Consider the following 12,566-nt stretch of genomic DNA (forward strand, 5'->3'; position numbering starts at 1 on the left):
GTTTCAGTTCCGCCTGCGCGCGCGCCGGCTGCGGTAGGTGTCGAGGACCACGGCGATGACGATCACCGCCCCGGTGATAATGCGTTTGGTTGGCTCCGAAGCGCCGATCTGCGCCAGGCCTGCGGCCAGCACCGAGATGATCAGCACGCCAAAGAAGGTGCTGATCACCGAGCCGCGCCCGCCCATCAGGCTGGTGCCGCCGATGACCACGGCAGCAATCACTTGCAACTCCAGGCCGGAGCCGGCGTTGGGGTCGGCGGCTTCCAGGCGGGAAATCTGGAACAGCGCAGCCAGCCCTGCGAGCAGGCCCATCAGCGAGAACACCAGGATCTTGTACGGGCGCGGGTCGATGCCGGCCAGGCGCACCGCCTCTTCGTTGGTGCCAATGCCGATCAGGTAGCGGCCGAACACCGTGCGCGTCAGCACCAGCTGGGCGAGGATGATCACCAGCAAGGCGATCAGGAACGACGGCGAGATGCCAAAAGCCAGCGGGTTGGACAGCCAGGCAAAGGCATCACCGATGTAAGCGGTGCGCGAATCGGTCAGCTGGTAGGCCATGCCCCGGGCCATTTCCAGCACGCCGAGCGAGACGATAAACGACGGAATGCGCCAGGCCACGGTAATGGAACCGGTGATGCTGCCGGCCAGCGCCGCCACGGCCATGCCGAGCAAGGCTGCCGGCATCACGCTCCAGCCCCAGCCGAGCATCGCCACACTGACCGCGGAACCGGCCAGGGCCAGCACCGAACCCACCGACAGGTCGATGCCGCCGATGATCAGCACAAAGGTCATGCCCACCGCCAGCACCATCAGGTCGGGGATCTGGTTGGCCAGGGTGCTGAAGGTGGCGTAAGACCAAAAGTGGCTGCTCAACAACGAGAACAGCACGATCATCGCCAGCAAGGCGCCGGCCAGGCCCAGGTAGGTGCCGAGGCCGTAGTAGCTGCCGCTGCGCTTGGCGCTGGGGGCAGCGGTGTCCAGTTGGGTGGTTTTCATGGGGTCGTCCTGGGCGCCGCTTCGTGCAGCAACGCATCACGTTTCTGATAGCCGGCAAAGGCTGCGGCCAAAAGTTGGTCCTGGGTCCAGCTGTCGCGCTCGAAGGTGTCGATCAGGCGCCCGGCACTGAGCACACCGATGCGGTCGCAAATCAGCATCAGCTCGCGCAGATCACTGGACACCACCACCAGCGCCTTGCCCTGGCGCGCAAGCTCGGCCAGCAGGCCATAGATGTCGAACTTGGCGCCGACGTCGATGCCGCGGGTCGGCTCATCGAACAGCATTACCGAACAGTCGCGCTCCAGCCAGCGGCCGATCACCACCTTTTGCTGGTTGCCGCCCGACAACTCGCCGACCACCTGCTCGGGGCTGGAACTGCGGATGCGCATGGCGGCGATCTGCCGTTCGGCCAGTTCGCGCTCGGCGCCGCTGTTAACGATGCCGGCGCGGGAAATCGCCGGCAGGTTGCCCAGGGCGATATTGGCGCTGATCGACTGGCTCAGCAGCAGCCCTTCGCCCTTGCGGTCTTCAGTGATCAGGGCAATGCCCTGACGCACCGCCGCCACCGGCGAATCGACGCGCACTTCACGCAAGGGATTGCCCAGCTCGATAGTGCCGCTGTCGGCGCTGTCGGCGCCGAAAATCAGCCGCAGCAGCTCGGTGCGCCCGGCGCCGATCAGGCCGGAGATGCCGAAGATCTCGCCGCTGCGCACCTCGAACGAGACGTCCTTGACCTTGTCGCTACGGCCCAGGCCGTTGACCTTGAGGATCGGCGCGCCGATGTTGCGCACGCCCAAATCGATATGCTCGCCCAGCTCGCGGCCGACCATCAGGTTGACCAGTTGCTCGCTGTTGTAGCGCTGCATCGGCTCGACGCACACCAGCTTGCCATCGCGCAGCACGGCAATGCGCTGGGCGATGCGCTTGAGTTCTTCGAGGCGATGGGAGATGTAGACGATGGCCACGCCGCGCTGCTGCAGGCGCTCGATCTGGGTGAACAGCAGCTCCACCTCGCGGGCGGTGAGCATCGCCGTCGGCTCATCGAAAATCAGCACATGGCAGTCGCCAATCAGGTTGCGGGCAATCTCGACCATCTGCTGATGACCGATGCCCAGCTCGCCCACCGGGGTGTCCGGGTCGATGGCGTCCAGGCCGACCTGGGCCATGGCCGCCACCGCCAGTTGGCGCAGGCGTTTGCGGTTGATCCAGCCGGCGCGCCCGGGCAAGTTGTCGAGAAACAGGTTCTCGGCCACGGTCAGGGTCGGCAGCAGGTTGAGCTCCTGCATGACCATGCGCACGCCCAAGCGCTCGGCCGCGGCGCGGCTACCGGGCTGGTACGGCTGGTCCTGGTAAAGCATATGGCCGGTGGTGGGCCGTTCGAGGCCGCCGATGATTTTCGACAGGGTGCTCTTGCCCGCGCCGTTTTCACCGGTCAGGGCCAGCACTTCGCCCCGCCGCAGGCTCAGCTCGATATCGCCGAGCACCGGCTGCGCGTAGGTCTTGCCGATGGCGCTGACTGAAAGTACGACATCCGCAGTCGCTGACATTGCCTGTTCTCCTGGCGCCCACCCCGTGGCAGGTGCGCACGCTGCGACTAGGGTTGGGTAACCAGCTCGACCGGGGTCTGGATGACGTTGTCGGCGTCGACATCGGTTTTCTCACCCTTGAGCATCTTCAGCGCCGCCTCGATGCCGAACACCGCCTGCTTGGCGGCGTACTGGTCGGCGGTGGCAAGCACGCGACCGTCCTTGAGCATCGGCTTGATGGCGTTGATGTTGTCGTAGCCAACCACCTGCACCTGGCCGGCCTTGCCTGCAGCGCGCACCGCCGATACAGCGCCCAGGGCCATGCTGTCGTTGCCGGCCAGCAGAGCCTTGAGGTCGGGGTTGGCGTTGAGCAGGGAGGCGGCGACGGCATTGCCCTTGGCAATTTCCCAGTCGCCCGATTGCACCGAGACCACCTTGATCTGCGCCGCTTCCATTGCATCCTTGAAGCCAGCGGTGCGCTGCTGGGCGTTGGTGGTGGTCGAGACGCCTTCGATAATGGCCACCTGATCGCCTGCCTTGAGCTTCTGCTTGGCCAGGTATTCACCGACCAGCCGCGCGCCCTTGCGGTTGTCGGGACCTACGAACGGCACGCTGAGGTGTTTGTTCTTGAGCACCTCGGGGTCGAGGCGGTTGTCGATGTTGATCACGGTGATGCCGGCATCCATGGCCTTTTTCACCACCGGCACCAGGGCCTTGGAGTCGGCCGGAGCGATGACCAGGGCGTTGACCCCGGAGACGATCATCTGCTCGACGATACGGATCTGGTTACTGGAGTCGGTCTCGTCCTTGATGCCGTTGGACACCAGCTCGAATTCATTGGCGTGGTCTTTCTGGTAGGCCTTGGCACCGTCTTCCATGGTCAGGAAGAACTCGTTGGCCAGCGATTTCATCACCAGCGCGACTTTCGGCTTGGCGTCGTCGGCCAGGGCTTGGGAAACGGGGGCGGCGAGGGACAGTGAGGAAAGTACGGCGAGCGCCAGCAGGCGTCCAGCAAAGGGCAGCTTCATGGGTTTACTCCGGATCTTATGATTTTTATCGGGCCGCAAACGTTTGCGTTAACTCACTATGAAAACGTAACCAAATTTTGTCAAATCCGCTGCCGCAGGCCATTTGGAAAGTGAATGTAGGAATTATCCTCAAAACAACCGGAAAACCGAACACCTCTTGCACACAATATTCGGAATTCCGAATAAATAAAACGCTTCGACCATCTTTCGCGAACCGCTGTAACCCAAGGAAAATCAATAGATTGAAGATGAAAACCGACGAACGGCTGTTCTGGTACGGAATCTGCCTCTGTTAGCGCGTTACACAGCGAACTCCAGACACAAGAGAGATCAACGATGAAAGCTGCGCTTAATTCCTTCGTTCCGGGCGCTTTGGCCCTGCTGCTGTTACTGCCCGCAGGCGTCAACGCCAAGGAAGTCGAAAACCAACAGAAACTGGCCAACGTGGTGATCCTCGCCACCGGTGGCACCATCGCCGGCGCCGGCGCCAGCACCGCCAACAGCGCCACCTACCAGGCCGCCAAGGTCGGTGTCGACAAGCTGATCGCCGGCGTTCCGGAACTGGCCACCCTGGCCAATGTGCGCGGCGAACAAGTGCTGCAGATCGCTTCCGAAAGCATCAGCAACGAAAACCTGCTGCAACTGGGCAAGCGCGTTGCCGAGCTTGCCGACAGCAAGGATGTCGACGGCATCGTCATCACCCACGGTACCGACACCCTGGAAGAGACCGCCTACTTCCTCAACCTGGTAGAAAAAACCGACAAGCCAATCGTCGTAGTCGGCTCCATGCGCCCAGGCACCGCCATGTCGGCTGACGGCATGCTCAACCTGTACAACGCCGTGGCTGTTGCCAGCAACAAAGACTCGCGCGGCAAGGGCGTGCTGGTCACCATGAACGACGAGATCCAGTCGGGTCGCGACGTCAGCAAATCGGTGAACATCAAGACCGAAGCCTTCAAGAGCCAATGGGGCCCGCTGGGCATGGTCGTCGAAGGCAAGTCCTACTGGTTCCGCCTGCCGGCCAAGCGTCACACCGTAGACTCGGAATTCGACATCAAGAAAATCAGCAGCCTGCCTGCGGTCGACATCGCCTACGGTTACGGCAACGTCACCGACACCGCCTACAAGGCCCTGGCACAAAATGGCGCCAAGGCGATCATCCACGCCGGTACCGGCAATGGCTCGGTGTCTTCTAAAGTAGCCCCGACCCTGATCGACCTGCGCAAGCAAGGCGTGCAGATCATTCGCTCGTCCCACGTCAATGCCGGCGGCTTCGTGCTGCGCAACGCCGAGCAGCCTGACGACAAGAACGACTTCGTCGTCGCCCACGACCTGAACCCGCAAAAAGCCCGGATCCTGGCCATGGTTGCAATGACCAAGACCCAGGACAGCAAAGAGCTGCAGCGGATCTTCTGGGAATACTGATCGAGTAACCCCCAAGCACTTGCCCGCCCTGTAGGACGGGCAAGCCTGCTTCCCCTACCCTGGCAAAAAATACTTTAAACAGACCGCAGCAAACCGCGCGGTTTGCGGTCACATGCGCTCTTTCACCGACGAGCTGTTGCGAAATTGCTTACAGTAAAATACTGTATGCGCATACAGCTAAAAAAGGAACGCTTTGTGGCCACCACTTCCGCCCCTGCCAGCAGCTACGAGCAACTGGGCACCCGCATCCAGAAAATCATCAATTCCCCCACCGCACAAAAAGCCCGGGCCGCGCTGATCTTCCGCCTGGAGCACGAAACGCCTGAAGACTGGGCCACCCTGCTCGACGAAATAGCCGAGAACGACAACGTCACCCTCGCCTACCGCGATGACGGTGGCGTGCAGATTTTCTGGGTTGTGCCGAAGGAAGATTGAAAGCGCATGAGATTTCCGGTTTTTGCAGTAGCTTGTTTGTTGTTCAGTGTCACCACCGCCCACGCCGATGCACCGCGCACCTTCAGCGAAGCCAAGAAGGTCGCCTGGCGTTTGTATGCGCCGCAGTCCACCGAGTTTTATTGCGGCTGCAAATACAATGGCAACAAGGTCGATTTGCAGGCCTGCGGGTATGTGCCGCGCAAGAATGCCAACCGCGCCTCGCGCATCGAGTGGGAGCATATCGTCCCGGCCTGGCAGATCGGCCACCAGCGCCAGTGCTGGCAAAGCGGCGGGCGCAAGAACTGCTCGCGCAATGACAAGGTCTACCAGCGCGCCGAGGCCGACCTGCACAACCTGGTGCCGAGCATTGGCGAGGTCAATGGCGATCGCAGCAACTTCAGTTTTGGCTGGCTGCCCGAGCAGCGTGGGCAATACGGCTCGTGCCTGACCCAGGTGGACTTCAAAGCCAAGAAGGTCATGCCGCGGCCGTCCATTCGCGGCATGATTGCGCGCACCTACTTTTATATGAGCAAGCAGTACAGCCTCAAGCTGTCCAAGCAGGACCGCCAGCTGTACGAAGCCTGGAACAAGACCTACCCGCCGCAGCCCTGGGAGCGCCAGCGCAACCAGCGGGTGGCTTGCGTGATGGGCCATGGCAACGAGTTCGTCGGCCCGGTCAACCTCAGCGCCTGCGGTTGAGGCTCAGGCCAGCGCCTGCAGGTAGGCGCTGGCCTGCTGGTAACGGGCCAGGCGGGCGATGTCATCGGGGCCGGGCATGGGGATGCGCGACAGGTCGCTGTTGTCGGCCAGATCAGCCAGCTTGACCACCCGCGCCAGCGGATCATCGCCGACCCGCACCACGAAGGCTTCGTAGCTTTCGTCATCGCGCCGGCTCAGCGCCTGCACGGCGGCCAGGATCTTCAGGGCGAAGCCTTCGCGGGCAAGGTCAGAGAGGGTCATCGGTGAATCCTCGAGCACGTCGTGCAGCACCGCGACAATGCGCTGCTCGGCCGTCGACACCCTCAGCATCACCCGCAACGGGTGGAGGATATAGGCCGTTCCGCCTTTGTCGCGCTGCCCTTCATGTGCCCTCGCCGCAACCGCAATGGCCCGCTCCAGCGTAGACATATGGCCCTCCTGCTCAGCGCGGCTGGCGTCGTAGACGCGCCATGCTGTAGACATCGATCAACTCACCGTCACGCATAGCATAGTCAATCAGTTGAGAATGAATACCTCGCCCTCATAACTCTCAACCTTAATAAACTAGCGCGGGGCGTCGTGCTGGATGACGATCGAGTCGGTGCCCAGGCGCGCCATGACATCGGCTTGCTGCGCCTCGGCTTGCGCCTTGTCGGGATAAGGGCCGAGCAGCACCACCGGCTTGCCGTTGCGATAGACCACTGAGGACGGGATCTGCTTTTCGATCAGGCGTGCGGTCATGTCGCTGAGGGCGCCCATGTTCGCACCCCGGACGATCTCGACATCCCAGCCTTGGGGCGCAGGTTTGTCTGCCGCAGCGTCGGCGGCGCGCTGCAGGTCGGCGCCACCGCATTTTTCGCGAATGGCCAGGTTGCTGCCCTGGTCGGCAATAATGAGCTGATAGTCGCCCGCGGCCTGCTTGATCGCCACGTAGCTGCGATACGGCACGAACACGCCGGCGTCGTCCTTGCCGCGCACCTGGCCGCAGATAATGCCTTGCTGGTCGAATCGCACGTTGGCGAACTTGGCTGTCTTGGGGTTCTGCAGGTGTTCGGCCACCTGCTTGTGCACGCCTTCGACTTCGTTTTCGCAACCGGCCAGAGCCAGCACCGCCATTACCACCGCCACTTTGCGCACGCGTCTATCTCCTGAATGCAAGCGGCGGATTTTAGCATTCTTGGCTGGCCTTTAGGGCCCTATCGCGGGGCAAGCCCGCTCCTACAGCTGAAATGCAAAAAGGGCGACCCTTGCGGATCGCCCTTTTTGTTACCACACAGCAGTGTGGATTTGTTTGGTAGGCACAATTGGATTCGAACCAACGACCCCCACCATGTCAAGGTGGTGCTCTAACCAACTGAGCTATGTGCCTGCTGTGGGGCGCATAATACGCAGGTCTTTAACCTTCGTAAAGCGAAATTTCATAAAAAAATCAGCAGCTTTGCTTTGCCGGCAAAAAATGCCCGCAAACAAAAAAGGCGACCCTCGCGGATCGCCTTTTTGTGTACCGCCAGCAGGGGCGGATTTGATTTGGTAGGCACAATTGGATTCGAACCAACGACCCCCACCATGTCAAGGTGGTGCTCTAACCAACTGAGCTATGTGCCTGCTGTGGGGCGCATTCTACCCAATCGCCGAAAGGTGTCAACTCTTTTTTTAACGCTAAGCCACTGAATATCAAAAGTATTTGCCAAAAGCCGGGGTAAAGGATTTTCAACACACGACTAGCGGGTGTTTATTATTATTGATAGCATCGGTACAGTCGTAAAAAATATAAAACAGAGGTTTCGCAGCATGGCCAATACCCCCTACCCTCAGTCCTACTACGCCGCATCGGCCAATCCGGTTCCGCCGCGCCCGGCGCTGCAGGAAGAGGTACAGACCGATGTCTGCGTGATCGGCGCCGGCTATACCGGCCTGTCCAGCGCCCTGTTCCTGCTGGAGAGCGGCTTCAAGGTCACCGTGCTGGAAGCTGCCAAGGTCGGCTTTGGCGCCTCGGGCCGCAATGGCGGCCAGATCGTCAACAGCTATAGCCGCGACATCGACGTCATTGAACGCACCGTCGGCCCCAAGCAGGCACAACTGCTGGGCCACATGGCCTTTGAAGGCGGGCGCATCATCCGTGAGCGCGTGGCCAAATACAACATCCAGTGCGACCTTAAAGACGGTGGCGTGTTCGCCGCCCTGACGCCCAAGCAGATGGGCCACCTGGAATCGCAAAAGCGCCTGTGGGAACGCTTCGGCCACACTCAGCTGGAGCTGATGGACCAGAAGCGCATCCGTGAAGTGGTCGATTGCGACCAGTACATCGGCGGCATGCTCGACATGAGCGGCGGCCACATCCACCCGCTGAACCTGGCCCTGGGCGAAGCTGCCGCGGTCGAGTCGCTGGGCGGCAAGATCTACGAGCAATCGCCGGCCATCCGCATCGAGCGCGGTGCCAACCCGGTGGTGCACACCCCACAAGGTAAAGTACGCGCCAAGTTCATCATCGTTGCCGGTAACGCCTACCTCGGCGGCCTGGTGCCGGAACTTGCCGCCAAGTCGATGCCATGCGGCACCCAGGTGATCACCACCGAGCCGCTGGGCGAAGAGCTGGCGCGCAGCCTGCTGCCGCAAGACTACTGCGTCGAAGACTGCAACTACCTGCTCGACTACTACCGCCTGACCGGCGACAAGCGCCTGATCTTCGGCGGTGGCGTGGTGTACGGTGCGCGCGACCCGGCCAACATCGAAGCGATCATCCGCCCGAAAATGCTCAAGGCCTTCCCGCAGCTCAAGGACGTGAAGATCGACTACGCCTGGACCGGCAACTTCCTGCTGACCCTGTCGCGCCTGCCGCAAGTGGGCCGCCTGGGCGACAACATCTATTACTCCCAGGGTTGCAGTGGCCACGGCGTCACCTACACCCACCTGGCGGGCAAGGTGCTGGCCGAGGCTCTGCGTGGCCAAGCCGAGCGTTTCGATGCCTTCGCCGAGCTGCCGCACTACCCGTTCCCGGGTGGCCAACTGCTGCGCGTACCGTTCAGCGCCCTGGGCGCCTGGTACTACAGCCTGCGCGATCGTCTGGGCTTCTAAGCCCCCTGCCCGGCTCGCGCCGTCACTGCCCCAGGGCGCTGACGGCCTGCCGGGCGGCTTGTTCCTGGCCCGCCTGGGCCAGGTCATTGGCCGCTTTCAGCCAGCGCTGACGGTCAACCTGGGCTGGCAACTGGCCCGGCTGCTGCACCAGCACCGCCCAACTCCCCTGCTTTTGCCAGGCTGATTCGAAGTCATCGAACTCCATCAGCAGGCGCCGGTTCATCCCTGCCCGCAACAATACCCGCTGCTTGTAACGGTCATAGCCGACCAGCAAGGCATAGCGCGGCTCGCTCCAGAACGCTGAACCTTGCTGAAAACGCAGCAACACCGGGTTGCCCGCCGCTACCTGCGCCAGCAAGGCGTCCAGGCGTGGTTCGAGCGGATACACGACCATGCCGTACTCGCGGCCCACCCGCGGGATCGCCTGCTCAAGCTGGTCGATGTGCTGCGGCAGGCCCAGCGATTTGTCGAGCAGCCCCGGAGTGATGCGCACCCCCTGTTGCGAGAGCAAGGCCGCCAGGGCCATCGAGGCGCTCTGGTTGGCTTCGCCACGGTAGAAAGGCACCGAGCCGATCTCGACCCGTTGCGGCAGGTTTTTCAGCTGGGATGGCGGCTGGCTGGCACAGCCGGCCAGGGCCAGGCCGAGCGCACAGGCCAGCAGCAGGCGGCGCGGGGTGAAGGCGGTTAGGGAAGTCGGTGCAGGCATGAACACTCGCTCGATGACGGCCGGCAGCCACTGCCCGGCCCTGAGCGCTGATCATAGGCTGGTGCGCGCCGTGGGTATAGCCCGTTGCAGGCTTAGAACAAAGCGGCCCAAGCCTCTAGACCATCGGTCAATAGCCTGCAACCTGCAACGGGCTAGACTGAAGACGTGTCCGCGTGGCGAGCCTCGTTGCCTTGGCGCGGATTTGAGGAGGCACACATGAGCCTGACAATGGCAATTTTGCTGCTGCTCGGCGCCTGGTTGAGCGTCGCTGCTGCCATGCTCTGGGGGGTGCTGCGCATCGCCCGGCGTCATCACCCGCACCATCGCATCCAGCCTGAAGGCAAAGACGCTGTACCGCTACGGCGCAGCCGCCGGCATGCCGGGGCGCATTAGAAATCTTTGAAAAGCATCGCGGGGCAAGCCCGCTCCCACAGTGACTGCAGGAGCGGGCTTGCCCCGCAATGGCTTTATCAGCCCTCAACCGCCTCGCGCTTCAAGCGTGCCCGGCGCGACATGATGTTGAGGATCTCGATCGCCGTCGAGAAGGCCATCGCCGCATACACATAACCCTTGGGTACATGAGCACCGAAACCTTCGGCGATCAGGGTCATGCCGATCATGATCAAGAAGCCCAGGGCCAGCATCACCACGGTCGGGTTGTCGTTGATGAAGCGGGCCAGCGGGTCGGCGGCCACCAGCATCACGATCACGGCACTGATCACGGCAATGATCATGATCGGCAGGTGCTCGGTCATGCCCACGGCGGTGATGATGCTGTCGATCGAGAAGACGATGTCGAGCACCAGGATCTGACCAATCGCCGCAGCAAAGCCCAGGGTGATGGTCGAGGACGCCTTGGCTTCAGCCTGGGCGCGCGGGTCGACACTCTCGTGGATTTCCTTGGTCGCTTTCCACAGCAGGAACAGGCCACCGGCGATGAGGATCATGTCCTTCCAGGAGAAGGTATGACCGAATACATCGACCACCGGCTCGGTCAGCTGGACGATCCAGGCCACGGTGCTGAGCAGGCCCAGGCGCATGATCAGGGCCATGCTGATACCAATGCGCCGCGCCTTGGAGCGGTACTCTTCAGGCAACTTGTTGGTCAGGATCGAGATGAAGATCAGGTTGTCGATACCGAGGACGATCTCCATGGCCACCAGGGTGGCCAGGGCGACCCAGGCGGTCGGGCTTGCAGCGAGTTCCAACAAGTATTCCATGAATCAAATCCTGCATCGGGGTAAGGGGTGGGTCAGATGTCCTGGGCGCTGGCGTCGCGCTCGGGTTTGCCTGCCTTGTCGCTGCCTTCGGAGCCGGTGGCTTCGCTCAGGGCTTGCTGGGCGGCTTCGTTGGTTTTGTCGATGGCCTCCTTGGCCGACTCCGCCGCCTGGTTGAGCATTTGCTGGGCGGACTTTTCCGCCTGCTCGCAACCGCTCATGGCCAGCAGGGCCAACAGCAACACCAGAGGTGTACCGATGGATTTGAAGTGAAGCATCTGTGGGTCTCCATGCAATTAAATCGGTGCGCATTCAGGGGCACCGTGATGGCAAGGGATTCTAAAGAGCCAGATACATCAGGAAAATTCGTATTTTCAGCGGTTATACTTCGGTTTTTACGAATCGGGAAATCGCCATGCTCAATTACCGCCAGTTGCATTACTTCTGGGTAGTGGCCAAGACCGGCAGCATCGTGCGTGCCTGCGAGCAACTGAACCTGACCCCGCAGACCATCAGCGGGCAGATCACCCTGCTTGAGCAAACCTACGGCATCGAGCTGTTTCGCCGGGTCGGGCGCCAGCTGGAGCTGACCGAGAGCGGCCGGCAGACCCTGACCTACGCCGAGCAGATGTTCCAGATTGGCGGCGAACTCGAGGCGATGCTACGTGCCCGGCCGGATGAGCAGCAGATACTGTTCCGGGTCGGGGTGGCCGATGTGGTGCCCAAGTCCATCGTCTACCGCCTGCTGGCGCCGACCATGGACATGGAAGACGCCCTGCGCCTGAGTTGCCGCGAAGACAAGCTCGAACGGCTGCTGGCAGACCTGGCGATCCAGCGCCTGGACCTGGTGATTTCCGACAGCCCCATGCCCAGCCACCTGGACATCAAGGGCTACAGCCAGAAGCTGGGTGAATGCGGCATCAGCTTTTTTGCCACACAGGCGTTGGCTGAACAGTACGGGCGCAACTTTCCCGCCTGCCTGCAACACGCGCCGCTGTTGATTCCCGGCCAGGAAACCGTGGTGCGCAGCCGCCTGCTGCGCTGGTTCGCCGAACAGCAATTGCAGCCGCGGATTGTCGGTGAGTTCGACGACAGCGCCTTGATGCAGGCCTTCGGCCAATCGGGCAGCGGCATTTTCATTGCCCCCAGCGTGATCGCCGACGAGGTCTGCAAGCAGTACGGCGTCGAGCTGATCGGCCAGACCGACGCGGTCAACGAGTCGTTCTATGCCATTTCAGTGGAGCGCAAGGTCAAGCACCCGGGTATCGTCGCCATCACCGAAGGCGCACGCCGCGAGCTGTTCAACTGGTAGCTGGCGTGGTTCATCGCCGTTTGCAAAGGGCGCGCAGACTACACTTGCGTCCTACCGTCTGACGCAGCGCAAACACCAAATGTGCCCTGCTGTGCTAAAGTCGCGCCCTTTTTCTCGGCCCTGCCCCGCCAGGTGCCCCATGCTCCA

The 12,566-nt window shown here is 61.9% G+C and carries 13 protein-coding genes, 2 tRNA genes and 1 pseudogene; 6 read left to right on the top strand and 10 right to left on the bottom strand.

Going from position 1 to position 12,566, the window contains the following annotated elements:
• Positions 1-3 precede the first annotated feature (3 nt).
• The 3 genes from LOY34_RS17425 to LOY34_RS17435 are packed head-to-tail and all read right to left on the bottom strand — an operon-like array spanning position 4 to position 3,550.
• Positions 4-996, bottom strand: a complete 993-nt coding sequence (locus tag LOY34_RS17425) for an ABC transporter permease (RefSeq protein WP_045194554.1) — start codon at positions 994-996, stop codon at positions 4-6.
• Positions 993-2,543, bottom strand: coding sequence for a sugar ABC transporter ATP-binding protein (locus tag LOY34_RS17430; RefSeq protein WP_258663759.1), 1,551 nt, complete (start codon positions 2,541-2,543; stop codon positions 993-995). The genes LOY34_RS17425 and LOY34_RS17430 overlap by 4 nt, the downstream gene beginning before the upstream one ends.
• Before the next feature lie 47 nt (positions 2,544-2,590).
• Positions 2,591-3,550 (bottom strand): sugar ABC transporter substrate-binding protein, encoded by a 960-nt coding sequence (locus tag LOY34_RS17435; RefSeq protein WP_195884601.1) that lies wholly within the window; start codon positions 3,548-3,550, stop codon positions 2,591-2,593.
• A 336-nt stretch (positions 3,551-3,886) separates the two neighbouring features.
• Here LOY34_RS17435 and LOY34_RS17440 point away from each other — a divergent pair, with 336 nt between their 5' ends.
• The 3 genes from LOY34_RS17440 to LOY34_RS17450 all read left to right on the top strand — a co-directional run bounded on the left by LOY34_RS17440 (position 3,887) and on the right by LOY34_RS17450 (position 6,109).
• Entirely contained in the window at positions 3,887-4,975 is a 1,089-nt protein-coding gene (locus LOY34_RS17440) for an asparaginase (protein ID WP_045194561.1), read from the top strand.
• A 165-nt stretch (positions 4,976-5,140) separates the two neighbouring features.
• Positions 5,141-5,410, top strand: a complete 270-nt coding sequence (locus tag LOY34_RS17445) for a DUF1654 domain-containing protein (protein ID WP_045194563.1) — start codon at positions 5,141-5,143, stop codon at positions 5,408-5,410.
• A 6-nt stretch (positions 5,411-5,416) separates the two neighbouring features.
• Positions 5,417-6,109 carry an endonuclease gene (locus tag LOY34_RS17450; protein ID WP_045194565.1) on the top strand — a complete coding sequence of 231 codons (693 nt, stop codon included), beginning with the start codon at positions 5,417-5,419 and terminating at the stop codon, positions 6,107-6,109.
• Positions 6,110-6,112: 3 nt separating this feature from the next.
• Here LOY34_RS17450 and LOY34_RS17455 read toward each other — a convergent pair whose 3' ends face one another.
• The 4 genes from LOY34_RS17455 to LOY34_RS17470 form a co-directional block, all read right to left on the bottom strand.
• Positions 6,113-6,538, bottom strand: coding sequence for an HD domain-containing protein (locus LOY34_RS17455; RefSeq protein ID WP_093381127.1), 426 nt, complete (start codon positions 6,536-6,538; stop codon positions 6,113-6,115).
• Positions 6,539-6,673: 135 nt separating this feature from the next.
• Positions 6,674-7,246, bottom strand: a complete 573-nt coding sequence (locus LOY34_RS17460) for an SPOR domain-containing protein (RefSeq protein ID WP_195884602.1) — start codon at positions 7,244-7,246, stop codon at positions 6,674-6,676.
• Between the two features lie 155 nt (positions 7,247-7,401).
• A tRNA-Val gene (locus LOY34_RS17465) sits at positions 7,402-7,478 on the bottom strand.
• 159 nt (positions 7,479-7,637) lie between these two features.
• Positions 7,638-7,714, bottom strand: a tRNA-Val gene (locus LOY34_RS17470).
• A gap of 186 nt (positions 7,715-7,900) precedes the next feature.
• On the opposite strand from LOY34_RS17470, the gene LOY34_RS17475 reads away from it, so the two are divergent.
• Positions 7,901-9,184 carry an FAD-binding oxidoreductase gene (locus LOY34_RS17475; RefSeq protein ID WP_045194571.1) on the top strand — a complete coding sequence of 428 codons (1,284 nt, stop codon included), beginning with the start codon at positions 7,901-7,903 and terminating at the stop codon, positions 9,182-9,184.
• Between the two features lie 22 nt (positions 9,185-9,206).
• Here LOY34_RS17475 and LOY34_RS17480 read toward each other — a convergent pair.
• A pseudogene (locus tag LOY34_RS17480) lies at positions 9,207-9,945 on the bottom strand (peptidase C39 family protein).
• Between the two features lie 161 nt (positions 9,946-10,106).
• On the opposite strand from LOY34_RS17480, the gene LOY34_RS17485 reads away from it, so the two are divergent.
• Entirely contained in the window at positions 10,107-10,283 is a 177-nt protein-coding gene (locus LOY34_RS17485) for a hypothetical protein (protein WP_177329140.1), read from the top strand.
• Positions 10,284-10,360: 77 nt separating this feature from the next.
• Here the strand turns inward: LOY34_RS17485 and LOY34_RS17490 are convergent, their stop codons facing one another.
• Together LOY34_RS17490 and LOY34_RS17495 are read right to left on the bottom strand one after the other, a co-directional pair.
• On the bottom strand, positions 10,361-11,110 hold the full coding sequence (locus LOY34_RS17490) for a TerC family protein (RefSeq protein WP_045194575.1): 750 nt from the start codon (positions 11,108-11,110) through the stop codon (positions 10,361-10,363).
• Positions 11,111-11,142: 32 nt separating this feature from the next.
• Entirely contained in the window at positions 11,143-11,385 is a 243-nt protein-coding gene (locus LOY34_RS17495; RefSeq protein ID WP_045194576.1) for a hypothetical protein, read from the bottom strand.
• A gap of 137 nt (positions 11,386-11,522) precedes the next feature.
• Between LOY34_RS17495 and nhaR the strand changes: the two genes are divergently transcribed.
• Positions 11,523-12,419, top strand: a complete 897-nt coding sequence (nhaR, locus tag LOY34_RS17500) for a transcriptional activator NhaR (protein WP_045194578.1) — start codon at positions 11,523-11,525, stop codon at positions 12,417-12,419.
• Positions 12,420-12,566 lie beyond the last annotated feature (147 nt).

Origin of the sequence: Pseudomonas sp. B21-009, assembly GCF_024749345.1 — a bacterium.
Classification (GTDB): domain Bacteria; phylum Pseudomonadota; class Gammaproteobacteria; order Pseudomonadales; family Pseudomonadaceae; genus Aquipseudomonas.

Coding starts and splice junctions, on each gene's coding strand:
- LOY34_RS17490 (WP_045194575.1), bottom strand. CDS start 11,110: ATGGAATACTTGTTGGAACTCGCTGCAAGCCCGACCGCCTGGGTCGCC.
- LOY34_RS17440 (WP_045194561.1), top strand. CDS start 3,887: ATGAAAGCTGCGCTTAATTCCTTCGTTCCGGGCGCTTTGGCCCTGCTG.
- LOY34_RS17435 (WP_195884601.1), bottom strand. CDS start 3,550: ATGAAGCTGCCCTTTGCTGGACGCCTGCTGGCGCTCGCCGTACTTTCC.
- LOY34_RS17430 (WP_258663759.1), bottom strand. CDS start 2,543: ATGTCAGCGACTGCGGATGTCGTACTTTCAGTCAGCGCCATCGGCAAG.
- LOY34_RS17495 (WP_045194576.1), bottom strand. CDS start 11,385: ATGCTTCACTTCAAATCCATCGGTACACCTCTGGTGTTGCTGTTGGCC.
- LOY34_RS17485 (WP_177329140.1), top strand. CDS start 10,107: ATGAGCCTGACAATGGCAATTTTGCTGCTGCTCGGCGCCTGGTTGAGC.
- LOY34_RS17455 (WP_093381127.1), bottom strand. CDS start 6,538: ATGTCTACGCTGGAGCGGGCCATTGCGGTTGCGGCGAGGGCACATGAA.
- LOY34_RS17450 (WP_045194565.1), top strand. CDS start 5,417: ATGAGATTTCCGGTTTTTGCAGTAGCTTGTTTGTTGTTCAGTGTCACC.
- LOY34_RS17445 (WP_045194563.1), top strand. CDS start 5,141: ATGCGCATACAGCTAAAAAAGGAACGCTTTGTGGCCACCACTTCCGCC.
- LOY34_RS17425 (WP_045194554.1), bottom strand. CDS start 996: ATGAAAACCACCCAACTGGACACCGCTGCCCCCAGCGCCAAGCGCAGC.
- LOY34_RS17475 (WP_045194571.1), top strand. CDS start 7,901: ATGGCCAATACCCCCTACCCTCAGTCCTACTACGCCGCATCGGCCAAT.
- nhaR (WP_045194578.1), top strand. CDS start 11,523: ATGCTCAATTACCGCCAGTTGCATTACTTCTGGGTAGTGGCCAAGACC.